At 66.1% G+C, this 22,879-nt stretch carries 25 protein-coding genes; 14 read left to right on the top strand and 11 right to left on the bottom strand.

Features of this window, described 5'->3' with window-relative positions; genetic code table 11:
* Positions 1-71: 71 nt before the first annotated feature.
* The gene (locus QPK31_RS16850) at positions 72-1,619 is read left to right on the top strand and encodes a catalase (protein ID WP_290424072.1); all 1,548 of its coding nucleotides are present in this window, start codon (positions 72-74) and stop codon (positions 1,617-1,619) included.
* Between the two features lie 74 nt (positions 1,620-1,693).
* On the opposite strand, the gene QPK31_RS16845 is transcribed toward QPK31_RS16850, so the two are convergent.
* Complete coding sequence (locus tag QPK31_RS16845) at positions 1,694-2,314, bottom strand: cold shock and DUF1294 domain-containing protein (protein WP_290424071.1); 621 nt, start codon at positions 2,312-2,314, stop codon at positions 1,694-1,696.
* Positions 2,315-2,546: 232 nt separating this feature from the next.
* Between QPK31_RS16845 and QPK31_RS16840 the strand changes: the two genes are divergently transcribed.
* Together QPK31_RS16840 and QPK31_RS16835 are read left to right on the top strand one after the other, a co-directional pair.
* Positions 2,547-2,969, top strand: a complete 423-nt coding sequence (locus QPK31_RS16840; RefSeq protein WP_290424070.1) for a hypothetical protein — start codon at positions 2,547-2,549, stop codon at positions 2,967-2,969.
* 140 nt (positions 2,970-3,109) lie between these two features.
* On the top strand, positions 3,110-4,048 hold the full coding sequence (locus QPK31_RS16835; protein ID WP_374045820.1) for an IS1595 family transposase: 939 nt from the start codon (positions 3,110-3,112) through the stop codon (positions 4,046-4,048).
* Between the two features lie 58 nt (positions 4,049-4,106).
* Here the strand turns inward: QPK31_RS16835 and QPK31_RS16830 are convergent, their stop codons facing one another.
* Complete coding sequence (locus tag QPK31_RS16830; RefSeq protein WP_290424069.1) at positions 4,107-5,570, bottom strand: catalase; 1,464 nt, start codon at positions 5,568-5,570, stop codon at positions 4,107-4,109.
* 211 nt (positions 5,571-5,781) lie between these two features.
* Here QPK31_RS16830 and QPK31_RS16825 point away from each other — a divergent pair, with 211 nt between their 5' ends.
* Complete coding sequence (locus QPK31_RS16825; protein WP_290424068.1) at positions 5,782-6,228, top strand: hypothetical protein; 447 nt, start codon at positions 5,782-5,784, stop codon at positions 6,226-6,228.
* Between the two features lie 288 nt (positions 6,229-6,516).
* Here QPK31_RS16825 and QPK31_RS16820 read toward each other — a convergent pair whose 3' ends face one another.
* The 3 genes from QPK31_RS16820 to QPK31_RS16810 are packed head-to-tail and all read right to left on the bottom strand — an operon-like array spanning position 6,517 to position 8,858.
* Positions 6,517-6,798 carry a hypothetical protein gene (locus tag QPK31_RS16820; protein ID WP_290424067.1) on the bottom strand — a complete coding sequence of 94 codons (282 nt, stop codon included), beginning with the start codon at positions 6,796-6,798 and terminating at the stop codon, positions 6,517-6,519.
* A gap of 6 nt (positions 6,799-6,804) precedes the next feature.
* Positions 6,805-7,881 (bottom strand): Ku protein, encoded by a 1,077-nt coding sequence (locus QPK31_RS16815; RefSeq protein ID WP_290424066.1) that lies wholly within the window; start codon positions 7,879-7,881, stop codon positions 6,805-6,807.
* 11 nt (positions 7,882-7,892) lie between these two features.
* Positions 7,893-8,858 (bottom strand): SDR family oxidoreductase, encoded by a 966-nt coding sequence (locus tag QPK31_RS16810; protein ID WP_290424065.1) that lies wholly within the window; start codon positions 8,856-8,858, stop codon positions 7,893-7,895.
* 176 nt (positions 8,859-9,034) lie between these two features.
* Here QPK31_RS16810 and QPK31_RS16805 point away from each other — a divergent pair, with 176 nt between their 5' ends.
* The 4 genes from QPK31_RS16805 (at position 9,035) to QPK31_RS16790 (ending at position 15,030) form a co-directional block, all read left to right on the top strand.
* The gene (locus QPK31_RS16805; protein WP_290424064.1) at positions 9,035-10,519 is read left to right on the top strand and encodes a GGDEF domain-containing protein; all 1,485 of its coding nucleotides are present in this window, start codon (positions 9,035-9,037) and stop codon (positions 10,517-10,519) included.
* 239 nt (positions 10,520-10,758) lie between these two features.
* Positions 10,759-12,405: a SulP family inorganic anion transporter gene (locus tag QPK31_RS16800; RefSeq protein ID WP_290424063.1), complete on the top strand. Its 1,647-nt coding sequence runs from the start codon at positions 10,759-10,761 to the stop codon at positions 12,403-12,405.
* A 122-nt stretch (positions 12,406-12,527) separates the two neighbouring features.
* Positions 12,528-14,348 (top strand): DUF1302 domain-containing protein, encoded by a 1,821-nt coding sequence (locus tag QPK31_RS16795; protein ID WP_290424062.1) that lies wholly within the window; start codon positions 12,528-12,530, stop codon positions 14,346-14,348.
* Positions 14,349-14,469: 121 nt separating this feature from the next.
* On the top strand, positions 14,470-15,030 hold the full coding sequence (locus tag QPK31_RS16790) for a GNAT family N-acetyltransferase (protein ID WP_290424061.1): 561 nt from the start codon (positions 14,470-14,472) through the stop codon (positions 15,028-15,030).
* Between the two features lie 18 nt (positions 15,031-15,048).
* On the opposite strand, the gene QPK31_RS16785 is transcribed toward QPK31_RS16790, so the two are convergent.
* The gene (locus QPK31_RS16785) at positions 15,049-15,678 is read right to left on the bottom strand and encodes a 1-acyl-sn-glycerol-3-phosphate acyltransferase (RefSeq protein ID WP_290424060.1); all 630 of its coding nucleotides are present in this window, start codon (positions 15,676-15,678) and stop codon (positions 15,049-15,051) included.
* A gap of 218 nt (positions 15,679-15,896) precedes the next feature.
* On the opposite strand from QPK31_RS16785, the gene arsC reads away from it, so the two are divergent.
* Positions 15,897-16,244: an arsenate reductase (glutaredoxin) gene (arsC, locus tag QPK31_RS16780; protein WP_308633811.1), complete on the top strand. Its 348-nt coding sequence runs from the start codon at positions 15,897-15,899 to the stop codon at positions 16,242-16,244.
* A 44-nt stretch (positions 16,245-16,288) separates the two neighbouring features.
* Here the strand turns inward: arsC and QPK31_RS16775 are convergent, their stop codons facing one another.
* From QPK31_RS16775 to QPK31_RS16760, 4 genes are all read right to left on the bottom strand, one after another.
* Positions 16,289-16,930: a head GIN domain-containing protein gene (locus QPK31_RS16775; RefSeq protein WP_290424059.1), complete on the bottom strand. Its 642-nt coding sequence runs from the start codon at positions 16,928-16,930 to the stop codon at positions 16,289-16,291.
* 178 nt (positions 16,931-17,108) lie between these two features.
* Complete coding sequence (locus tag QPK31_RS16770) at positions 17,109-18,305, bottom strand: DUF1565 domain-containing protein (RefSeq protein WP_290424058.1); 1,197 nt, start codon at positions 18,303-18,305, stop codon at positions 17,109-17,111.
* 122 nt (positions 18,306-18,427) lie between these two features.
* A complete protein-coding gene (locus QPK31_RS16765; protein ID WP_290424057.1) occupies positions 18,428-18,865 on the bottom strand; it encodes a thioesterase family protein in 438 nt (145 codons plus the stop codon).
* Between the two features lie 127 nt (positions 18,866-18,992).
* Positions 18,993-19,847, bottom strand: coding sequence for an endonuclease/exonuclease/phosphatase family protein (locus QPK31_RS16760; protein ID WP_290424056.1), 855 nt, complete (start codon positions 19,845-19,847; stop codon positions 18,993-18,995).
* A gap of 118 nt (positions 19,848-19,965) precedes the next feature.
* On the opposite strand from QPK31_RS16760, the gene QPK31_RS16755 reads away from it, so the two are divergent.
* The gene (locus tag QPK31_RS16755; protein ID WP_290424055.1) at positions 19,966-20,295 is read left to right on the top strand and encodes a hypothetical protein; all 330 of its coding nucleotides are present in this window, start codon (positions 19,966-19,968) and stop codon (positions 20,293-20,295) included.
* A 113-nt stretch (positions 20,296-20,408) separates the two neighbouring features.
* A complete protein-coding gene (locus QPK31_RS16750; RefSeq protein WP_290424054.1) occupies positions 20,409-20,627 on the top strand; it encodes a hypothetical protein in 219 nt (72 codons plus the stop codon).
* A gap of 348 nt (positions 20,628-20,975) precedes the next feature.
* Here QPK31_RS16750 and QPK31_RS16745 read toward each other — a convergent pair whose 3' ends face one another.
* Positions 20,976-21,482, bottom strand: coding sequence for a hypothetical protein (locus QPK31_RS16745; RefSeq protein ID WP_290424053.1), 507 nt, complete (start codon positions 21,480-21,482; stop codon positions 20,976-20,978).
* A 32-nt stretch (positions 21,483-21,514) separates the two neighbouring features.
* Here QPK31_RS16745 and QPK31_RS16740 point away from each other — a divergent pair, with 32 nt between their 5' ends.
* The 3 genes from QPK31_RS16740 to QPK31_RS16730 all read left to right on the top strand — a co-directional run bounded on the left by QPK31_RS16740 (position 21,515) and on the right by QPK31_RS16730 (position 22,495).
* Positions 21,515-21,667, top strand: a complete 153-nt coding sequence (locus QPK31_RS16740) for a hypothetical protein (protein WP_290424052.1) — start codon at positions 21,515-21,517, stop codon at positions 21,665-21,667.
* Between the two features lie 404 nt (positions 21,668-22,071).
* Positions 22,072-22,266 (top strand): hypothetical protein, encoded by a 195-nt coding sequence (locus QPK31_RS16735; RefSeq protein WP_290424051.1) that lies wholly within the window; start codon positions 22,072-22,074, stop codon positions 22,264-22,266.
* 37 nt (positions 22,267-22,303) lie between these two features.
* The gene (locus QPK31_RS16730) at positions 22,304-22,495 is read left to right on the top strand and encodes a hypothetical protein (RefSeq protein WP_290424050.1); all 192 of its coding nucleotides are present in this window, start codon (positions 22,304-22,306) and stop codon (positions 22,493-22,495) included.
* Positions 22,496-22,879 lie beyond the last annotated feature (384 nt).

Raw genomic sequence — 22,879 nt, 5'->3', positions numbered from 1 at the left:
AATTAATTTCTCCTATACCAGCAGTGCGGTTAGGATAACTATCCAAAACGTAATATCGATAGGTAGTAGCTATGAAAATGACTTCCCCGTCCCTCGGCCGAATGGCGCTGTGCGCGCTGACGCTGGCGTCCGGCGTGATCGCCCTCACACAAGGCGCCCAGGCCCAGACCCTGACCAAGGACAACGGCGCCCCGGTCGGCGACAACCAGAACAGCCAGACCGCCGGCCCCAACGGTCCGACCCTGCTGCAAGACGTGCACCTGGTGCAGAAGCTGCAGCGTTTCGACCGCGAACGCATCCCCGAGCGCGTGGTACACGCGACCGGCACCGGCGCCCACGGCGAGTTCACCGCAACCGATGACCTGTCCGACCTGAGCAAGGCCAAGCTGTTCGCCAAGAACACGAAAACGCCGGTGTTCGTGCGCTTCTCGACCGTGATCCCGAGCCGCTCCGGCGCCGAGACCACGCGCGACCCGCGCGGCTTCGCCACCAAGTTCTATACGCAAGAAGGTAACTGGGACCTGGTCGGCAACAACCTGCCGGTCTTCTTCATCCGCGATGCGATCAAGTTCCCGGACATGATCCACGCCCTGAAGCCGTCGCCGATCTCGAACGTACAGGAGCCGGAACGCGTGTTCGACTTCTTCTCGCACGTGCCGGAAGCGACCCACATGCTGACCCGCGTGTATTCGAACTACGGCACCCCGGCCAGCTACCGCGAAATGAACGGCAGCAGTGTGCACGCGCTGAAGCTGGTGAACGCCCGCGGCGAGTATGTGTACGCCAAGTTCGCCTGGAAGTCGCGCCAGGGCGAGCGCAATTTGCGTCCGCAAGAGATCGCGGCGGTGCAGGGCAAGAGCACCAGCCACGCCACGGTCGATTTGTACGGCGCCATCAATGCCGGCAAGTACCCGGCCTGGGACCTGACGGTGCAGGTGCTGAAACCCGACGAGCTCGCCAAGTTCGACTTCGACCCGCTGGACGCCACCAAGATCTGGCCGAATGTGCCGGAGCGCAAAGTCGGCACCATGGTGCTGAACAAGGTGCCGGAGAACTTCTTCGAAGCCACCGAGCAAGTGGCCATGGCGCCGGGTAACCTGGTGCCGGGCATCGAAGCCTCGGAAGACCGCATGCTGCAAGGCCGCCTGTTCTCGTACATCGACACCCAGCACCACCGCCTGGGCGCCAACTTCCAGTCGCTGCCTATCAACAAGCCGCTGGTAGCCGTGAACAACAACCACATCGATGGCGCCGCCAGCACCGGCAACCGCAAGGGCATGGTCAACTACGAGCCGAGCCGCCTGGCGCCGCTGAAGGAAGACGCGAACGCCCGCAGCAGCCAGCTGCCGCTGGTTGGCACCACCCAGCAGGCCCGCATTGCGAAAACGCTGAACTTCCGCCAGGCCGGCGAGTTCTACCGCTCGCTGGGCGCGCAGGACCGCGACGATTTGATCGCCAACCTGTCGGGCGACCTGAAGATGGTGAAGAACGCCGATAGCCTGAACACCATGCTGTCGCACTTCTGGAAGGCCGACGCCGACTATGGCAAGCGCCTGGTCAAGGCGGTGGGCGCCGATGCCGGCAAGATCGCGGCGATGGCGGGTGCATTGCAGGAGTAAGCAACCTGGGTGACCAGTCACCAACCCGCAGGGAATGTGTAGCGCGGCGGCCTCGGCCGCCGCGCTTTGCTTCATCAGCCCCGCGCAAGCATGTCCAGCCTGGCGCCTGCCAGGTACCAGCCGAGCACGCCGCAGTTGACGGCGACGGTGAACCAGAAGCTGACCTGGAAGGACTGCTTCGTCGACTTATGGCGCAGGAAATGTTGCGCCAGCAGGGCGCCGGGCCAGCCGCCGGCCAGCCCCAGCAGGTGCAGGGTGCTTTCCTGGGTCCGCCAGCGCCCGTTGCGGGCAGCGGACTTGTCGGCCGCATAGACGCCGAAGGTGAGGACACCCATGCCCAGGTAGACGAGGGGAACCAAGGGCGGACAGGATCCGGCCAGCACCAGCACGGCCAGCAGGCCGAGGAAGCCGCATGCGGTCCAGACCCGCGCACTGCCGCGGCGCGGCTGCGCCTGGCGCGCGCCGCGCGGCTGGTAGAAGGCCACGTTCGCGGCACGCGGCTGCCCCTTATCGTTCACCGTCAATTCGTAGTACACGATCTCGTTGCCAGCCGGCCGCTGGCTGCCGGCCGCAAACGACTTGATGTGGACGAAGACCGGCGCACCGCCGCCGTTCGGCGTGATGAATCCAAAACCCTGTTCGTCTTTCCAGGTCGTGATCCGACCGGCATGGCGTGGCGTGTTTGCGGCGCGCATCGTGACATAGCACTCGTCGATGAAAACGACGAGTGTAGTCCTGCTTTTGCATTTGAGCAATTAATCGAGGGTCGACAATGCATCCGCGTAATAGCGCATTCGTCCGACTGCGCGCCGATCCAGATTGTTTGGTGATGCAGCCGCCTGCCGCGCTTGCCAACAGGGCCTGCGGCCCTAGACTGGATCGTCCGGCGCTGCGCGCCGGTCCACTGTACTCGGGAGAGGAGCGATCATGCGTCCACACTATTTGTTTCCAGTTGCAGCCCTGATGGCGCTGGCCTCGGGCGCAGGCGCCCAGACGCCCGCCGCCGCGCCAGCCGATGCCGAATCGATCTCGTCGGTGCAAGTGAAGGCGCCGGTCAGGCCGCTGCGCATCCGCGACGAGCAGGCCCGGCAGATCACCGGCGCCTATGGCTTGTCGAATGGCTGGTACCTGAAAGTGCATACCGAGCCGCGTTACATCGTCGCCCGGATCGACAACGAGGCGCCGATCCGGCTGGTTGCCGTCGCGCCCTACAAATTCGTATCGCAGGACGGCAAGATGGCGATGGAATTCAACCGCGGCCCGGACGGCGAAGACATGTTGATGAGCTATGTGCCGGACACCGGCCTGGCCTGGGTGGAAGTTGCCTCAAGCCCGCTGGCGCGGCGCTGAGCCTGGAACGGAAAAAGGCGCTGTCACCGTTAACTATGGATGAGCGGTGAACTGTTGAGTTCATTCGTGGTCCAACCCGTCTCGCCATCGACACGGGTCGACCATGGAAAGAACCGCGCTTCACCAAGTGGTTCGCAGCCTTGCCCGCACTGAACCAGCCCCAGCGGCTGCGCGTCCTCGACGCCTTGCGGCCGGCTGCCGGGCTGCACCAGGTGCTCACGCTGATCGGACAGTACAAGTCAGCGGAGCGCCGCTGCCCCCATTGCCAGTGTGAGCGCTGGCACCGGCACGGCCACGCCAACGACCTGCAGCGCTACCGCTGCCGCGCCTGCCGGCGCACCTTCAACGATTTGACCGGTACCCCGCTGGCACGCCTGCGGCTGCGTGGACAATGGCTTGCTTACCTTGATGCGCTGCTTGCGTCGCGCCCGGTGCGTGCGGCGGCCGGCGAGGTCAACGTGCATCGTAATACCGCCTTCCGCTGGCGCCATCGCTTCCTGGATCGGGTGAAAGAGGACCGGCCAGGATGCCTGAACGGTATCGCCGAAGCCGACGAAATGTTCATCCTGGAATCGCAAAAAGGTTCGCGCAAGCTCGACCGGCCGGCGCGCAAGCGGGGCGGCGTCGCCAGCAGACGCGGCATTTCACGCGACCTCGACTGCATCCTCATCGCGCGCGACAGCAACAAGCAGACCATCGATGCCGTCACCGGCCGAGGCCCCGTCAGCAAAATCCAGCTGGAGCGCCACCTGCTGCCGTTTTTGGACCGAGACGTGCTGCTCGTGACAGACGCGAACGCGGCCTACCGGGCTTTCGCCCGCGCCCACGGCTTGGCGCACCAGGCCGTGAATGTCAGCGCCGGCAAGCGTGTCCGCCAGAGCCCCAACGGCGCCATCCACGTACAGAACGTAAACGCCTATCACCAGCGTTTGCGCGAGTGGCTGGCGCCTTTCCACGGTGTCGCGTCGCGCTGGCTGCCGAACTACCTGGGCTGGCGCCGGATGCTCGATGGCGGAAAGGTCACTTCTGCCGATCAATTGTTTCGCCTTGCAATCGGACTCATCCACAGCAAACGGTGACAGCGCCACGAAAAAAAGGCGCCGCAAGCGGCGCCTTGTCTACTCAACACATGTCGGCTCAGTCGACGTTGCGTCCGCGCGCCTTCAGGGCGGCGCGCACGCCACGGCCGTAATCCGGATCGGCCTTGTCGAACAGGCGCAGCTGGCGTTCCAGGATCGTATCGGTCACCTGGCTCAAGGGGCCGGCCAGGTTGTCGAACAGGTTCTGCTTTTCCTCGGCGCTCATCAGGCGGAACAGGTTGCCCGGCTGGGTGAAGTCGTCTTCCTGGCCGCGGAAGTCGAAGCGGCCGGCGTTGCCGTACAGCGGCAGTTCCTCTTCACCATGGCCCATGCCGAGGGCGCCCTTGCCAACCGCGTTCACCGGATCGTAGATCTGGGCCGCGCCGACGTCGGCGATCGCCATCGCGCCGTCGCGCTGCTGGTTGTAGAAGGGGCAGCGCGGCGCGTTCACCGGCAGGTGCTGGTGGTTGGTCCCGACGCGGTAGAGCTGGGCGTCGTGGTAGGCGAACAGGCGGCCCTGCAGCATCTTGTCCGGCGAGTAGCCCATGCCCGGCGGCACGTTGGCCGGCGAGAAGGCGGCCTGCTCGACTTCCATGTGGTAGTTGCGCGGGTTGCGGTTCAGTTCCAGCACGCCCACCTGCAGCAGCGGGAAGTCGCCATGCGGCCACACCTTGGTCAAGTCGAACGGATTCCAGCCGGTGCGCGCTTCCCAGTCGTCGAGCTGCTGCTGGGTGGCCAGCTGCACTTTCACGTCCCACTGCGGATAGTCGCCGGCGGCGATCGCGTCGAACAGGTCGCGCCCGGCGTGGTCCGGGTCGGCGCCGCCGAGGCGCCCGGCTTCGGCATTGCTCAGGTTCTTGATGCCCTGGCGCGTCTTGAAGTGCCATTTCACGTAGGTGCGCTCGCCGTTCTCGTTGATCAGGCTATAGGTGTGGCTGCCGAAGCCATCCATGTGGCGGTAGCCGTACGGGGTGCCCCGATCCGAGAACAGGATCGTCACCTGGTGCAGGCTCTCCGGCGCCTGGCTCCAGAAGTCGAACATCATGTTGGCCGACTTCAGGTTGCTGTCGGGCTGGCGCTTCTGGGTATGGATGAAGTCGGGGAACTTGATCGGGTCTTTCAGGAAGAACACCGGCGTGTTGTTGCCGACCAGGTCCCAGTTGCCTTCCTCGGTGTAGAAGCGCAGGGCGAAGCCGCGCGGATCGCGTTCGGTATCGGCGCTGCCCTTTTCGCCGCCCACGGTCGAGAAGCGCAGGAAGGTCTCGGTCTGCTTGCCGACTTCGGCGAACAGCTTGGCCTTGGTGAAGGCGGTGATGTCGTGCGTGACCGTGAAGCTGCCGTAGGCGCCGGAGCCCTTGGCGTGCACCACGCGCTCGGGAATGCGCTCGCGGTTGAAGTGCTGGAGTTTCTCGATCAGGTGGAAGTCCTGCAGCAGCAGCGGGCCGCGCGGGCCGGCGCTCAGCGAGTTCTGGTTGTCGGCAACCGGGATGCCGGACGCGGTGGTCATGCGGGGGCGGTTCATACGATCTCCTCTTCAATGTTGCGTTATTTGATGAAGAGATTTTAAATACTGCAGAGAAAAAGATAAATTTGATTGATTTGATTGTTTCGATAGGTAATCCCTAAGCGGTCTCTGCTGCTGACAGAAAGTCCTCGCCAGGCGCCTCCTGCTGCCTATACTCAAACAGGTAAGGCGCGCCAGGACGCCATCGTCGTTTTGCGAGGGAGACATCATGAAACGCATGATCATCGGATTTGCCTGCCTGTGGCCGGCCATCGCCGTTGCCCAGGCCCCGCAGGGCCAGGCGCCGGACGTGGAAGCAGCGGTGCGGGTGACGGGTACGCCGGAGCGTATCTCTTTGCCGCCTCAACTCCACAATGTCTGGTATGACGAGTTCGACGCGGTAGCAGGTGAGTACACGCTGTCGAACGGGTCGAACATGTCGCTCGGCATGTGGGGTAATCGCATGTACGCGCGCATCGGCAAAGGCGCGCCTTTGCAGCTGGTGGCGGTGTCGCCTTATGTGTTCGTGGGGCGCCGGCAGCAGGTCAAGATCGTGGTCCAGGAACCGGACAGGTCCGACAGCAGCCGGATTCACGCGACCGTGCTTCTGCCGAGCAGGATGCTGTCGAGTCTTGCTCCGGTCCACGAATACACGACGGTGCTTGCCCGGCGCTGAGCTGCATTGTCCGCTGTGCCCAGGTTGTCACCAGCCAGGACAGTGCGGCCGCATGCGACTGGGCAGCGTGCGCAGGTCACATCAAAAAAGTCCGGCCAGCAGCCTAAGCGCCTGCTGGACGGGTGCTGACGTCGTCTGATTAATAGCGGCGTACCGGGGCGCTGCCCGGGCGGTTCATACGGGTCTGGATCTTTTTCCAGATAAAGCCGGCAATTGCCATCATGATCATCTTGCGCATAACAATTCTCCTTGAGTGAGCGGTCATCGCCGCGTGAAAAATGCCTCAGTTCAGCCCGGCGATTTGCCGGCGCCGGCCTGCAGGCGGTCGTTGCTGTTGCCTTTGTCGTTCTTCCAGATGCCGCGGATGTTCATGGCCATCAGCGCCACCTGCAGCGCGATCAGGGCCCAGGCGCCGTCGTGCACGCCCCAGACGATCCACAGCACATTGCTGAGGATGAACATCCAGAAGCCGAACACGCGGCGCCCGGCGCGTTGCGAGCCGATCAGGAAGGCGGCGTACAGGCTGACCGCCATCGCGGGCCACTGGAGGAAGTCGATGAATGCATCCATACGCCGTCACGCCGCCTTCTTGCGCCGTACCGGGGCGGCTGCCGTGCTGGTTTTTTTGGCCGCCACGGCTTTCCTGGCCGGGGCCTTCTTGGCGGCCGGCTTTGCAGCCGAACCTGCCGCGGCGCGCTTCGGTGCGGCCTTCGCGGCCACGTGTTCGCGCGAACCCGCTGCCGTCTTGCGGCGCGGCGGCGGGGTGTCGTCGTCCTCTTCCTCGGCCGGCTTGCGCGCGCGCTTAGGCGGTGGCGGTTCGTCGTCGTCATCGTCGTCGTCCAGTACCGCCTTGCCCGGCTTCTTACCCAGGCTGGCCTGGAGCAGCGATACCAGGTCGATGACATTCGTGGTTTTCTTCGGCTTCTCGTCCGGGTCGGGCATGGTGATGGTCTTGGTCTGCCTGGCCTTGATCTTCTTCTGCACCAGGGCCAGCACGTCCTCGCGGTAGGTGTCGTGGTACTGGTTCGGCTTCCAGTCCTCGCTCATGCCCTCGACCAGGGCCATCGCCATCTTCAGCTCCTTGGCGCTGATGGTGGCCGCCTTCGCTTTCGGCGACGGAATCTTGAGGTCGTCGGTCTCGCGGATCTCGTCCGGGTAGCGCAGGGTGTTCAGGACGATGGTGTCGCCGATGCACACCAGCGCCGCCAGGTGCTGCTTGACGCGGATGACGACATTCGCGATGCCGATCTTGCCGACTTCCTTCAGGGTTTCGCGCAGCAGCGCATACACCTTGTCGCCGCCCTTGCCAGGCGCGAGATAATAAGGGTGGTCGTAATACAGCAGGGGTACGTCCTCGGCATCGACAAAGGCCAGGATGTCGATGGTCTGGGTCGCTTCGGGATTCGCGCGGCGCAGGTCTTCGTCGGACAGCACCACGTACTCGCCGGATTCGTATTCATAGCCCTTGACGATGTCGTCCCAGGACACTTCCTTGCCGGTGTTCTTGTTGTAGCGCTTGAAGCCGATGGGGGCGAAGTCGCGGCGGTCGAGCATGGAAAGGTCGAGCGCATTGCTGCTCACCGCGGGATACATTTCGACCGGGATGTGAACCAGCCCGAAACTGATCGCCCCCTTCCACATGCTGCGTGCCATATGCGTCTCCTTTATTCGCCGACGCTGCCGGTCACCGGCAGCACGATGCCCGTGATGTAGCTCGAGCAGGCGTTCGAGGCCAGGAACACGTAGGCCGGCGAGAGTTCCTCGGGCTGGGCCGCGCGTCCATAGGTGGTGCTTTCGCCGAAGTGGACGATCTTGTCCGGCGACTGGTCGGCCGGATTCAGCGGCGTCCAGACCGGACCCGGCGCCACGCAGTTCACGCGAATGCCCTTGTCCAGCAGGTTCGCGGCCAGCGACATCGTGAACGCGTGGATCGCGCCCTTGGTCGAGGAATAGTCGAGCAGCAGCTTCGAGCCCTTCAGGCCGGTGACGGAACCGGTGTTCACGATGGCGGCGCCGCGCTTCATGTAGGGCAGGGCGGCCTTCGCCATGTGGAAGTAGCCATAGATATTGGTGCGCATGGTTTCGTCGAAGCGCTCCTCGGTGATGTCGAGCAGGCTGCTGGCGTGTTCCTGGAAGGCGGCGTTGTTCACCAGGACGTCGAGGCGGCCCCATTCGGCCACCACGGCGTCGACCGCCTGCTGGCAGAATGCCATGTCCTTGACGTCGCCGGCGATCGTCACGCAGCGGCGGCCCTCGGCCTCGATACAGCGCTGGGTCTCGGCGGCGTCTTCGTGTTCGTTCAGGTAAAGCACGGCGACGTCGGCGCCTTCGCGCGCGAACAGCACGGCCACCGAGCGGCCGATGCCGGAGTCGCCGCCGGTGACGATCGCCACCTGGCCCTCGAGCTTGCCGCTGCCCTTGTAGGCCTCGGCCATGAAACGCGGCTTGACGGCCATCTGCGCTTCGAGGCCCGGCTTGGCCAGGTGCTGCTCGGGCATCGGCGGCACCGGCTGTTCGGCGCCGATCTGCACGGGCTTGCTACCTTCCTCTTGTTTCTGGCTGGCGTCGAGCTGGTCCTGGCGATTCTGGATTGCCTTCTGATGGTTTGCTACATCGTCCTGGTTGGCCATCGTGCTTACCTCTGTATGCTGGTTGCTGACCGGACCAGTATCGGCCGCGAGCGGGCGGCGCGACGGTGCGGTTCCACACACAAGGGCGAACGTCCTGTTCGATGGGGTGCGAATATGTCAAAATCCACGGCGTAGAGTTGCGTGGCGTAACGAATATGCATGACAAGGAGAAAAACATGCCTCAGCAGGCCGAGCCGCAAGGCCAACGCACCGGGTTGTTCGTCAACCCGGCCGCCGCGCGGCGCGCGCAGTTCCAGGCGGAGTCGGGCAGCCAGTTCGCCGGCCTGGCGCTGGCCGATGGCGTCGACGCCGCGCTCGAGGTGCTGGGGCGCGAGCCGGTCGACCTGCTGGTGATCGACCTCGAGCGCTTCGATCCCGAGCTCGACCTGGCCGGCCTGGGGCAGTTGATCGCGCAGCGCGCCGGCGCCGCGGTTTTCGTCCTGTGCCCGTTCTCGAACGCGCGCTGGCTGCCGGCGCTGATGGCGCGCGGTCCGATCGACTACGCCATCGCCCCGCTGGCGCCCGATGCCCAGAACGCGGCGCTGGCGGCGCAGCTGGCGGCCGGCCCGGTGCGCCAACCCGCGCCGACCCCGCGCGAAGCCGAGTTGCAGGAACTGGCGCTGCTGCGCGCCCGGGTGCAGGCGGCGCTGGGCGAAGGCGAGGACCTGGCCGCGCTGTCCGAACGCATCTGCGAGGCGCTCTGCACCTGGCCGGGCGTGGTGCATGCGGCGCTGTTCTACCTGCAGCCGGGCGGCGACTTGCAGTTGCAGGCCCAGCACGGCGTGCACCGCCAACCGAACCGCGAACTGAACCTGGCGCGCGTGCTCGGGCGCGGCGAGCGCCTGCTGCAGTCGCCGTTGCGGCATGCCTTCCCGGGCCTGCTGGCAGCGGCCGCGAACACGATCGCCTTGCTCGATGCGCCGGAAAAATCGGGCGAGCCGGGACTCACCGAGACGCTGCGCGCGCACGGCGTCGAGATGGTGCTGGGCCTGCCGATTCCGGCCGGCGGGCCGGGCGGGGCGCGCGGGTCGCTGTGCCTGCTGTTCGATGGCAGCCGCCGCTTCAGCCACGATGCGCTCGCCGCCCTGGAGGGCCTGGCGGAGCTGGTCGCGGTCGGCCTGCGCCTGGCCGACATGGGGCGCGAAAGCGAAGAACTGCTGGCGCGCCTGACGCATCTCTCCACCACCGACGCGCTCACCGGCGTGGCGAACCGGCGCCACGGCGAAGCGCTGCTGGAAGGGGAGATCAAGCGCGCGCGCCGCTACCGCCTGCCGCTGGCGCTGATTGCCTTCGACATCGACCGCTTCAAGGAAGTCAACGACCGCTACGGCCACCCGGTGGGCGACATCGCCCTGCGCACGGTGGCCGAGGCGGCCCAGAAGCTGGTGCGCTCCAGCGACATCGTGGTGCGCTCGGGCGGCGAGGACTTCCAGGTGATCGCGCCGCACACCAGCGCCATCGACGGCCTGAAGATGGCCGAGAAGCTGCGCGTGGCGATTGCGTCGACCCTGATCCCGGGCTGCGACCAGGTGACGGTGAGCCTGGGCGTGGCCCAGCTGGGCGACCAGGAAAGCGCGGATTCGCTGACGGTGCGCGTGAACGCGGCGCTGGCCAGGGCCAAGCGGGCGGGGCGCAATTGCGTCGAGCTGGCGATGCAATGATTGGATGAGGCATCGTTGGCGCTTGATAATCGTAGGGTGGGCACGCTGTGCCCACGCGGGACGACGCGCTAACGAGACGCTTGATCGGGCGTTGGCGGCTGGGTGCTGATTCGTCTCCAAAAGAGCAGCCACGGTGCATGCTTTCGCGTGGGCACAGCGTGCCCACCGTACGGCATACGCATCGGCTCAGTTACAGGGCGCAGGCCGGTCCACAACACGATCTTAAAAACGGAAACAGAATGCTGCACTGGTTGAAGCACTACCAGCGCGCCATGCTGCCGGGCGACATCAGCGCCGGCATCGTCGTGGCGATGATGATGATCCCGCAGGGCATGGCCTACGCGCTGGTGGCGGGCCTGCCGCCGGTGGTCGGCATCTACGCCAGCATCGTGCCGCCGGCGCTGTATGCGCTGTTCGGCACCAGCAGTACGCAGTCGGTCGGGCCGATGGCGATCATCTCGCTGATGACCGCCTCCGCGCTGGCGCCGCTGGCCGCACCCGGCAGCGCGCTGTACACGATGCTGGCGGCCCAGCTGGCCCTGATCTCGGGTGCGGTGCTGCTGCTGTGCGGCCTGCTGCGCATCGGCTTCATCGCCAATTTCTTCTCGCGGCCCGTGATGAGCGGCTTCACCATCGGTTCCTCGGTGGTGATCGCGCTCGGCCAGCTGCCGGCCCTGCTCGGCGCCAGGCTGCCGGAATTCCACCTGCCCAGCGCGCTGCTGGGCGTCGGCTCGCTGGTCCTGCTGCTGCTTGCGCGCAGCCGGCTGGCGCCGCTGCTGCGCCGGCTCAAGTTGCCGCCCACCGCCGCCGACATCGGCGCCAAGCTCGCGCCGATGGTGGTGGTGCTCGGCGCCACCGCGCTGGTGCCGCTCCTCGGCCTGGAAGCGCGCGGCGTGCACACCACCGGCAGCGTGCCCACCGGGCTGCCGCTGATCACGCTCGGCGTCTCGCACGCCCATTGGCAGGCGCTGCTGCAGCCGGCGCTGCTGATCGGCTTCATGGTCTTCCTGATCAGCATGTCCGGCGCCCAGACCCTGGCCCTGAAGCGCGCCGAAAAGCTGCACAGCAACAAGGAGCTGATCGGCCTGGGCGCGGCCAACCTGGGTAGCGCGCTGACCGGCGGCTTCCCGGTCACCGGCAGCATTTCGCGCTCGGCGGTGAACTTCGCGGCCGGCGCCAACACCCAGCTCGCCAGCCTGATCACGGCGGCCCTGCTGGCCCTGGCCCTGGTGGCGCCGACCGGCTGGCTGGCCCTGATGCCGCTGCCGACCCTGGCGGCCACCATCATCGTCGCCGTGCTCGGCATGCTCGACACCACGACCCTGCGCACGGCCTGGCGTTTCGACCGCGCCGACGCCGCCGCCCTGGTGGCCACCGCCGCCGGCGTGCTGGTGCTGGGCGTGGAAGCGGGCGTGGTGATCGGCGTGGCGCTGTCGATGGGCGCGCTGATCTGGCGCGCCAGCCGGCCGCACATCGCCGTGCTGGGCCGGATCGCCGGGACCGAGCACTTCCGCAACATCGCGCGCTACCAGGCCGTTACCGCGCCCGACCTGCTGATGCTGCGCGTCGATGCCGGGCTGTTCTTCGGCAACGTGGAGGCGGTGAATGCCCGCATCGAGGACGAGCTGGCCGCACGCCCGGGCACGCGCAACCTGGTGCTGGTGCTGTCGGCGGTGAACGAGGTGGATACCTCGGCGCTGTTCGCGCTGACCGAGCTGAACGGCATGCTGAAGGGCAGGGGCATCGGGCTGCACCTGGCCGAGGTGAAAGGGCCGGTGATGGACAGGCTGAAGCACAGCGAACTCTTGCCCGTGTTAAACGGACGTGTCTTCCTGAGCACGGCCATGGCGTGGGACGCGCTTGCCGATGTCAAGCTATATGAATAGCTAGTGATACAGATCAAACGTTCTGGCAAAATTTTTTAAAACTATCAAGAAGGAGGCTGCCATGGACTGTCTCTTCACGCTTCACGCTGCGTTCCCACCCGTAAGCTGAGACGGGCAATGCCATGGCTAGGAAGGCATCGACCCGGCGCTGGGCCGGGCAAGGCATCCATCGGCTTCCCCATGACCTGATCCGCGCCACGGCCGTCCGGCCATGGGTGTTATTGCTGGCGCTGGCGAATCCGCCGGCGCAGGCGGTCGACACGGAGCTCAGCGGACGTGTGAATTTCGGCGCCGTCTGGCGCACCGAAGCGCGCGACCCGCAGCTGCTGGCAAGCGTCAACGCCCCGGCCATCGGCCTGGCCGGCCTCGGCAGCGGCGGCAACGGCGACGATCCCAACATGAATTTCGGCCGCGGCGACCTGGCCTCGATGGCGCTCAAGGCCTACCTCGACCTCGACCTGCGCGAAGGCGCCTGGTCGGCGCTGGTGCGGCTCAAGGCCTGGCGCGACGAGGCGCTGGAGCACCGCCGGCGGCCCTGGGGCAATGTCATCAACGGCTACGCCGCAGACACGCCGCTGGGCGACGCCGGCGCCGCGCGCCTGTCGCGCTTTTCCGGCGTGGCCCTGGGCGACGCCTGGCTCCAGTACGCGGGAGCATCCGGCGCCATGCGCTACAGCGCGCGCCTCGGACGGCAGTCGCTGAACTGGGGCGAGCGCGCGATCACGCCGGGCGGGCTGGAGGCACTCAACCCAAAGGATGTGCCGGCCCTGCGCAGGGCCGGCGCCGTTCCCCAGGAGTTGCGCTCGCCGGCGCCAATGCTGTTCGGCCGGCTTGACCTGACTCCCGCCTTCGGCGTCGAGGCCTACTGGCAGACCCGCCACCAGCCGAGCGCGCTCGACCTCTGCGGCACCTTGTGGTCCGTCAACGACTACACGGCCGAGGGCTGCGACCTGGTGATGTCGGGGCCGCCGCAGGTGAGCGACCGCGCGCGCATTCCCCTGGGCGCCTACCAGAAACGCTTGCCGACGCCGCAAGTGAACGGCCCGGAATACGGCCTGGCGCTGACCTGGAAGTCGGCGCCGCTGGCCCTGGATGTCGGGCTGTATCACGCGCGCTACAACGCACGCACCGCCTTGCCCAGCCTGCGCCGCAGCACCCGCGTCGGCGGCCCGGCCCTGGTCCCGGGCGACCCGGACGGGCGCAACATGGCGTATTTCACCGAGTACCCGCAAGACCTGGCGCTGACCGCGCTCACCTTCCACCACAGGCGCGGCAAGGGACGGTTCTACGGCGAAGCCTCGTACCGGCCGCGCCAGCCCTTCATGCTGGCGCCGGGCGACGTGCTGCCGCCTTTCCTGAACGCCAGCGTGCCGGCCCTGCTGCGCGCCGATGCCAACGCGGTGCCGCCGGGCGGCATCTATCACGGCTACGACCTGCATCCGATGTCGCAGCTGCAGCTGGGCGCGGCGCGAGAATGGCAGCTGGGCAAGGTGGCGCTGACCACAACGGCCGAAGTGGTCGGCAAGCACGCCTCCGGCTTGCCCGACCCCGCCGTGCGCCGCTACGGCCGCGCCGATATCTTTGGCGTCGGCCCGGTGAACGGCGCCTGCGTCGTTACCACCGGCAACGCGGCGCGCCAGTGCAGCCTGGATGGCTATGCCAGCACGAATGCCTGGGGTTATCGCTTGCGGGTCGATGCGCGCATGCCCGCGCTGCTGCCTGGCGTCGCCTGCAACGCCAGCCTCGCTTTTGCGCACGACGTGAAAGGCTGGTCCGGCGACTTCCTGCTCAATGAAGGACGAAAGAACGCCGCGCTGGCGCTGCGCTTCGAGTACCAGGAGCGCTACCTGCTCGAGCTCGGCTGGGCGCCGGTCTGGGGCGGCGAATACAACCAGGTGGCCGACCGCGACGTCCTCGCGCTCTCCGCCGGGGTCCGCTTCTAGTGCGCCCGCATCGGAAATGCACCGAAATAGTGCATTCCCGGCGTGGGCTGTATGCCTGATTCAGCTGCTGGGCAGGCAGGCACGAATCCTGCACGCTCTCCGTGCTAACCATGGAGGACACATGATGCAGATCCGGATGCTCGACGCCGCGGGCGCGGCGGCCCACGCGGCGCCGCTGCGCGCGCTGCTGCTCGACGCCGTCGCGCACGGCGCCTCGGTCGGTTTCCTGGCGACGATCGACGGGGCCGCGGCCGACGCTTACTGGAACGAGGTACGCGCAGCCCTTGCCGCCGGCTCCCGCGTGCTGCTGGTGGCCTGGCGCGACCACGTGCTGGTCGGCACGGTCCAGCTCGAGCTGTGCCAGAAGCCGAACGGCCTGAACCGCGCGGAGGTGCAGAAGCTGCTGGTGCACAGCGGCGCGCGCCGCGGCGGGGCGGCGACGGCGCTGATGGAGGCGGCGGAAGTGCAGGCGCTGGCCTTGCAGCGCGGCCTGCTGTTCCTGGATACCGAGGCGGGGTCGGGTGCCGAGGCGCTGTATGCGCGGCTCGGGTATACGAAGATCGGCGAATTGCCGGAATACTGCGCCACGCCGAACGGCGCCTGGCGCGCCACGGCGATCTACTATAAGACCCTGTTCGTGCGCGAACGCAAGGGCATGCGCGACCTCACGAACCCGGCATGAGGCCGGCGAGAGCCGAACTCAGGCGCTTTTGCGGCGGTCCGGGCCGTTGTGCGGCGGCGCCAGCTTGATCGGCGCGGCCAGTTCCGGGTGCAGGGCCTGCTTGCCTTCGTAGATGGCGGCGATGGCGGCCATGTCGGCATCCTGGTCGCCGCTCAGGCGCACGGTGTCGACCACGCTCAGCACCTTGGTGCGGTAATCCATGTAGACCAGCAGCAGCGGCACGTCGGCTGCCGCCGCCAGGTGATAGAAGCCGCTCTTCCAGTGCGGACGGTAGCCGCGCGTGCCTTCCGGCGTGATCGCGACCCAGCACCATTCCTCGCGCAGCATGCTTTGCGCCAGCGAACGGGTGGCGCCCATCGGCGCGCGGCGGTCGACGGCGATGCCGCCCCAGTAGCGCATGATGCCGCCTATCGGGCCCTTGAACAGCGAATCCTTGGCTAGCCAGCGGAAGTCGAGGTCGAGTGCCCACTTGCCGAACAGGCCGACGAAGAAATCCCAGTTCGAGGTGTGCGGGTAGACCACGACGATGCCGTGCGGGCCGGGCAGGGGCTTGTGGCGCAGCTTCCAGCCGAACAGGTTCAGCAGGCGCAGCGCGGTGCGCTGGCGCCAGGTGGGCAGGTCTGCGGGACGCAGCAGGTGATCGATCATGTTTTCTCCGTCGGGCCGTGCGCAGGCCGGCCGTTATCGTTGTCATGTGCTGTCTTCATGCGAGGCAATCGGGGGTAGGTCTTGCTCTCCAGAAAACCAAGCGGGGGATTCTATAGCGCCAGGGCAAGAGCGACAAGCAAAAAGAGGTCGTCTGTTGTAAGTCGTGCGCGCTATGATGTCGCCTTTTCGACGCTGCCGTTGCGGCCAGGCTTACCATGATGGATATCACGATTTACCACAATCCGCGCTGCGGCACCTCGCGTAACACCCTCGCGGCCATCCGCGACGCCGGCCACGAACCGCGCGTGATCGAGTACCTGAGCGCGCCCCCTACGCGCGCGGAACTGCAGGGCATGCTGGCGGCGGCCGGCCTGACGCCGCGCCAGGCGCTGCGCAGCAAGGAAAGCCTGGTCGGCGAACTGGGGCTGGACGCGCCGGATGTGCCGGACGAGGCGCTGCTGGACGCGATGCTGGCGCATCCGGTGCTGATCGAGCGTCCCTTCGTGGTGACGCCAAAGGGCGTGCGCCTGTGCCGGCCTTTTGAGAAGGTGCGGGAGATCCTCTGAGCGCGGTGGGCGCGCCCGATTCTTGATATCGGAGGTCTTGAACCTCAGTTGCCGGCGTCGACGCTGCCCAGGCCCGATGCCGACTTGTTGGCGATGCGCGGCTTGCCGTAGTAGGTGAGGCTGCCGATACCCTGGACCTTGGCGTCGAGCCGGTTGCGCGCGTGCACGCGCACGTCGCCGACGCCGCGGAAGGTGACGTCGACATTGTCGGCCACGAGCGAGCGCGCATCGACTTCGCCCACGCCTTCGGCCTGCATGTAGAAGGTCTTCACTTCGCCGGTCATGCGCAGGCTGCCGGCGCCGCGGTAGTTGACGTCGAAGCGCTCGCCGCGCACGTCGTTGAGCTTGATTTCGCCGGCGCCTTCGGCGCTGAAGGCACGCAGCGCCGGCATGCTGACGACAACGACCTCGTCGCCGCGCAGGTTTTTCCTGCTGCTGTTGTCGCGTATGCTCAGGCGCAGTTCGCCGCCCACGACTTCGCTCACCAGGTCGTTCAGAAAGCGTTGGTCGCCGCGCACGGTCAGCGACTGGGCCGCGCCGCGGTCGACGGTGACGTTGATCGCCCCGCGCACGTTAATCGAACTGAAGGCGGGCGCGGCGCGCTGCTGGTCCGCGGCGTGCGCGCTGAGGGCCAGCGACGCAAGGGTCAGCGAGGTGAGGGCGGTAGCAAGGATGAGTCGGCGCATGGCAGTGTCCCGGTCTGTTTTAATGCAGCCATTGTAATTACCGCATTTCCCAAAAGCTAAGTTTTTGAGACGGAATGCGGTATTCGCCGGATGAACGGCGCTTGGCGGGAGAGGGCCTGCTGCCGATGCGACTGGCGCTTAATGGTGCTTATGGGTGCTCGTTGGTGCTCGTTGGCGCTCACTGGTGCTGGTAAGCGCCGATATCGAAACCGGTTTCCTTGCTGCGCGGCTTGCCCACGATATCCTGCTCGGGCTTGGCGCCGCCCACGCCCTTGCCGATCGCCGGTGAACGCGGGCTCAGGCGGAAGTCCGGGGTGCCGGTGCGGGTGTACTCGACGAAGGCCGGCTCGGCGGCAATCGTGCCGATGTGCTTGCGGCCCTCGGGCAGGCGCCAGTCGGCCACGGCATTCTGGAACACCAGGTTGTTCACGTAGATATTGTTCTCGCCCGTGTCGCCCTGCTCGATGACGCCATGCTTGTTGTCGAACACGATGTTGTTGGCCACCTGGGTAAAGTCGTTCGGCCCTTTCGAGTGGTAGTAGTCGCCGCCGCCGACCACGATGCCGGTGCCGGAGGTGGAGATGGTGTTGCCGGTGACGTCGACCCGGTTGGCGTCGTGCCACAAGTGGATGCCGGCGCCGGTCACGCGGTAGATCAGGTTGTTGCGCACCCGGCCCTCGGTGCTGACATAGATGCCGTGGTGGAAGCGGCACTCGGCCGGGCCGATATCGTGGACGTTGTTTGCGATGACTTCGGACCGGTTGCCGCGGTAATAGCTGTCTACCCCGATGCCGGCGCCGCCGGCGCTCTCGCAGGGAACATCGAGGCCGATATGGTGCACATGATTGTAGCGAATGCTGTTGTACGAGCCGCCGTTATAGATGCCGCTCAGCCACTTGCTGCCGCTCTGGTATTGCGTGCCGTCGATCTCGAAGCCGACGATGTCGACGTAACTGCCGCGGTTGTCCCAGGCGCTGGTGGTGCGCGAGTCGAGCGGCGGGACGATTTTCGCGCCCCAGCGCTCGCTCGACTGGAAGATGATGCGCGCTTCTGCACTGCCGTTGACCGTGGTGCGAAAGCCCCCGGTGTACTGGCCCGGCGCGACGTACACCGTGGTGCCGGGTGTGACCACCTGGGCCGCGCGGCTGATGGTGCGGAAGGGCTCGGCCTCGGTGCCGGGGTTCGCATCCGAGCCGCCCGGCGCCACGTACAGGTTGGTGCGCACGACCTCGGGCACGACGAGCTGCTCGGACGCACCCTCGCGCCAGCGGCAGCCACCCTGCACGAGCAGCAGCGCACAGAACAGCACGGCGAACAAGGGGTTCGCGGGGCGCCCGGCGGCAGGCGCGGGCTGGGGGGCGGGAGGAGCGAGCATGGCATTCCTTGTCGAGGCAGACACCCGCAAAGTGTCGCCCGACGCCCCCGCCACCCGCCGCGGATTGCTCAAGTTTGCCTTTGAGCGCGCGCAAGGTAAATGGCGCGCGCTCGTGCATCACCTCACTGACTACCGACTACCTGGGGCATGTAGGCTGCCAGGAACGCCGCCGGCATGCGCCGCGGGCGGCCGCCGCTGATGTCGATGCAGACCAGTTCCCAGCGTCCACGCAGCACGGTGGCGCCGTCGCTGTTCCTGATCAGCTGGAAGCGGCGCTCCATCGACAGCTTGCCGTCGCCGCCGACCAGCCAGGTGGCCAGGGTCAATTCCTCGCCCAGCAGGGTCGGCAGGATGTAGTCGTATTCGCCGCGCCGGATCGCCATCGCGCGGTCGAGGCGCCGGTAATCGTCGAGCGAGAGGCCGAGCGACTCGGAATGCGCCCAGCCGACCTGCTCGCACCAGCGCACGTAGACGGCGTTGTTGGTGTGGTTCAGTCCATCGATGTCCTCGGTGCGCGGCACCAGGGGCAGGGTAAACGGTTGCGGATAGTCCCAGTTCAAGTGAAATCCTTTGAAAGCGCGAACGGCAAGCGCACGGGCCCGCCGGCAAAAGAACCATTCTAACCGCCAGCCCGGCCGTGCGCAGTCCTTACAATCAGCCGAGCTACAGGCGGGCTTCAGCCGCGCTTCAGCCGAGTTCGAGCAGCAGCGCCTGGTGATCCGACCCGGTCTCGGCCGCATCCACGCGCATGCGCCCGACGCGCTCGGCCAGCCCGGCGCCGACAAAGGCGAAGTCGAAGGTGAAGGGCGCGCCGGCGTCCGGGTTGTCGTCGTGCAGGCCGACCGTGGCCGCATGGCGCCGGCCCGGCTGCGCCAGGCGCCAGGCGTCGCGCAAGCCTGGCGTGCCGTCGGCGAAAGGCGCCAGCAGGCGCGTGTATTCAGGCGAATCGGGCAGCATGTTGAAGTCGCCCAGCAGCACCGCATGCGCCGCGCGCGGCAGGGCCTCGAAGGCGCCGTGCTCCGGGCCGCCTGGCCGCAGCACGCGCGCCTGCTGCACGGCCTCGCGGTGCAGTTCGCGCAGGCGCTCGACCTGGGCCATGCGCCCGACCAGCGAAAAATATTCCAGGTGCACCGACAGCACGCGCAGCAGCCCGGCCGGCGTCTGCAGCGTGACTTCCAGCGCGCTGCGCGGCATGCTCATCGCTTCCGGGTCGGCCGGCCAGGGCAGGGAATGGCGCAGCACCTGCAGGATGCGGTAGCGCGAGAAGATCATGCTGCCGAGGCGGCGCCGGCTGCCGTCGGGCGCGAGCGTGTCGAGGGCGGTGCAGCAGGCCAGGTTGTAGCCGGGCAGGCGCAGCGCCAGGCCGGCGAACTGGTCGCCGAGCGGCGTCCCGTCGCGCGCCTCATACCCGCAAGCCACTTCTTGCAGGCACAGCACATCGAAATGCGAAAAGCGGGTGAGCGTGGCGACGACGCGGTCGAGGTCGGCGCCGCCTCCCGGCGTGCGGGCCGATTCGATATTCCAGGTGATAAGCTTGGGCATCGCTATCCTTTCCGTGAAGAGCGCACAGCCTAAGCCGCCCGCATTAGAGCGGGCTGATCCAGTTCAAGCGTGCGAACCGAATCTGGAAACTGCACCGTCACCTCACGATGGAGCCGCCATGTTCACGATCGTCTTGCTGCTGTACTTGCAGCAGCACCTGGAAGTGACGCTGGAGAGCAGCAGCCTGCGCGGCGTCTACGCGACGGAGCAGGAATGCGAAAGCGCGGCCGTGCGCCTGCGCGGGCCGGTGCCCAGGCCGCCCGGCATCAGCGCGGCCTGGCACGATGCAGTCTGCCTGCCGATCAACCGCGACGTGCGCGTCAACGAGATGGCGCCGCTCGACCTGCGCGCCTTGCTGGACGGGACGCCGCCGCCCGGCTGCGGCGGCAGCGGCGACTGGCGCCGCGTGGCAGAATTGTGCCGGCCATCGACGGCGCCCGCGCCTTGAATCTTAGAGCCGTGTCCAGCGCACGCCGGGCGGGCAGCGGATGTTGCCGGCCGTCCGGCCATCGGCCGGGACGAGGCCGCCGTTCCACGACTCGTCACTTTTTCCCGCTACTCGTGATCAGCCGCCTGATGCTGGCGGCAATAATGCCGCTGCTGCTGTCGATTTTCACGGACGCTAGTTGGCTGCGCTTGAGCAGCAAGCACACGTTCCCGTACACCGCTGACCAGTACCTCTACCGGCACGGTCCTCGGATCGAGGACAAGCTGTTCAACGCAATGGGCGACAGGGTTCGCCCGCATGGGCGGGCTGAGTTAATTCAGCGCTGCGTGTGATGGCTGGTTCGCACTCGGCGCCGACGACCTTGGTACGTGCAGTGAATTCGTCCGCGCTCACTGCGGCAAGATCGAAGAGGTATTGAAGGCGAAATACATCGGCCAGATTGCCGTGTCGAGGGCGCCGACGGCATACATCTAGCCGCCACTGAGCCGCAACTACATTCCGAACTCGCGCGGCATCCGCTAGGACGTGTCCGAGTGGTCACGGCGCCCGGCCGGCTTCGGCTTCAAAAAAATTGACGGAGGTGAGATATGAGTTCCGGAAGTCCAACCCGCTTGGGAGCGGCAGCAGTGAGCGGTGTGGCGCTAGTCGAACCCATTTGCAGGGATCAGACTACACCAAGTTCAGAAGCTCAGGTCCAGTCCATTCCGGACACGGTTATCACCATGCGACACCGCCATGATTTTTGCGAGCGCCTCGGTTTCGCAGACTTGACTCGGAACTTCGTGAAACTTGACAGCAATTCTTGGGGCATCGGGAATGCCACGGAAACGGTCAATTACGTATGCAGGATGATACCCTCCGCCATTGGCTGGAACCGCATAGCCATATACATGATAGTCGCCGACCTCCCATGGATTCAGACCAGAACGGCCCTCGTCCGCAATTGCCTCGTCGACGAAGAATTTCGCGTCGTCGATGGCGCGATCCCGTGCGGCATGTTCGCTGTCCTGCTGGTCGCCGACCGATCCCCGAACGGTCTCTGCGCCTGCCTTGAGTGCGCGGAAGTGCCCCGTCCATTTGCCCGCTTCGCTTTGGGATCGGCTGGCGGCCCAGTGAATACTGTAGCCGTTGTAATGCTCAGCAAGTTCGGTGTAATTCAGCACACTTGCATACTCATTATTCTGCACGCGTCGTCTCCTTGCAAAAAAGAGATCGTAACATGATGTGCCGCTCACTTCTCAATCCGGCCAAGCCGCTGCAGCGCAAAGCGGCGGTGCCACGCGGCAACGAGTTCAAGACGCCGGCTGCCGGCGCCCGCCTGCTGCGCCTCGCGGCCACCCAGGCCACGGCCCTCGCGCGCCGAAGCTGCTGAAACCAGCTAAGTCACTGCGCCCGAAGATGACGCCGATTCGCGCTTCTGCGTAAGGTCAGGCGTGTACGCTGCGTTTCCCTGGCATCTGCAACCGCAATCTCGAGACAACCGTCTGGCGCTATTCCAACCGCCTGGCGGGCGGCAAGGGATTGGCCTGAAGGCCCCGGACGAGCAGGGCGGCTACGGGTGCTCAGATTGTCATATATAGCTGGATGGCGGGTACGCGGCGCGGAGCAAGTCGAGGGTCGGTAGATAAGCGCTTTGATGCGGCTCTGGCCGAAAACCAGGGGATTCTGAAATCGAAAGGATTGATGCCATGACCATCGAAATATGAGGGCGATCCCGGGCTACGGCGGCCACTATGAAAGCGGCGGGACGACGATATCCGTGCCATGTGTGAGAGCTTGAGTACGAAGAGCCTTCCCGAGCACATGGCGTGCGGGGAAGGGCGGTGCACCGGATACGATGGCAGCTTTACGCCGCTTGCGAATCAGTTCGTCACTTGGGATAACCGGGCCTTTGTGCTGTTCACCCGCTCTGCCGGCGAAGAGGCGCGCGCGGCGCGTCGTCGCTGGATCGAGAAGCAAGAAGCCAAGTAAGAAGACAACGATGTCGAAATCGAAACGAAAGGATGAAATGAATGATTCGCACGAAAAACTGACGTTCCACCTGCTGGACGATGAGAAGCCGATGAACCCGAAGGACCTGGTGGGCGTGCGCAAGGCGCCGATGTCGACAGTGCCTGCAACCGTGCTGGCCGGCATCGGCGTGGCGATGCTGAAGGGTGCCATCAAGTACGACCGCGTGACGCGTCACCTGATGGCATGATGGGAGGCGAGGACTTGAATCCGGACTGGGGCATGTGGCACCTGACGAAGGCGATCACGTCGCTGGTGGTGCTGCGCGACGCGATGATGCAGGGAAGTTCACGGACGACCGACCGCGCGCGCTGCCGTTCTACCTGGCCCTCAACGCCGGTGCTGCCGATATCATCGACCGTTATGCTAACCGCAACCCGACGCACTACCCGATTAACTATTCTGGCCTAGTAGCATGACCCGATGGAAAGCGCTGCAGGCGCCGGGCCATCTCAAGACCGCCGCCATGAACAAGACCGAGCAGGCCTACGCCGCCACTCTAGGGAAACGCTGATTAATTGACGATTTTCGCGTCTCCGAGGTTTTTTGGCGACGCGGTTGCGCTCCAGCTGCG

The organism is Massilia sp. YIM B02769 (assembly GCF_030411995.1).
Lineage (GTDB): Bacteria > Pseudomonadota > Gammaproteobacteria > Burkholderiales > Burkholderiaceae_D > Telluria.
This window is presented reverse-complemented; position numbering and strand designations above follow the sequence as displayed.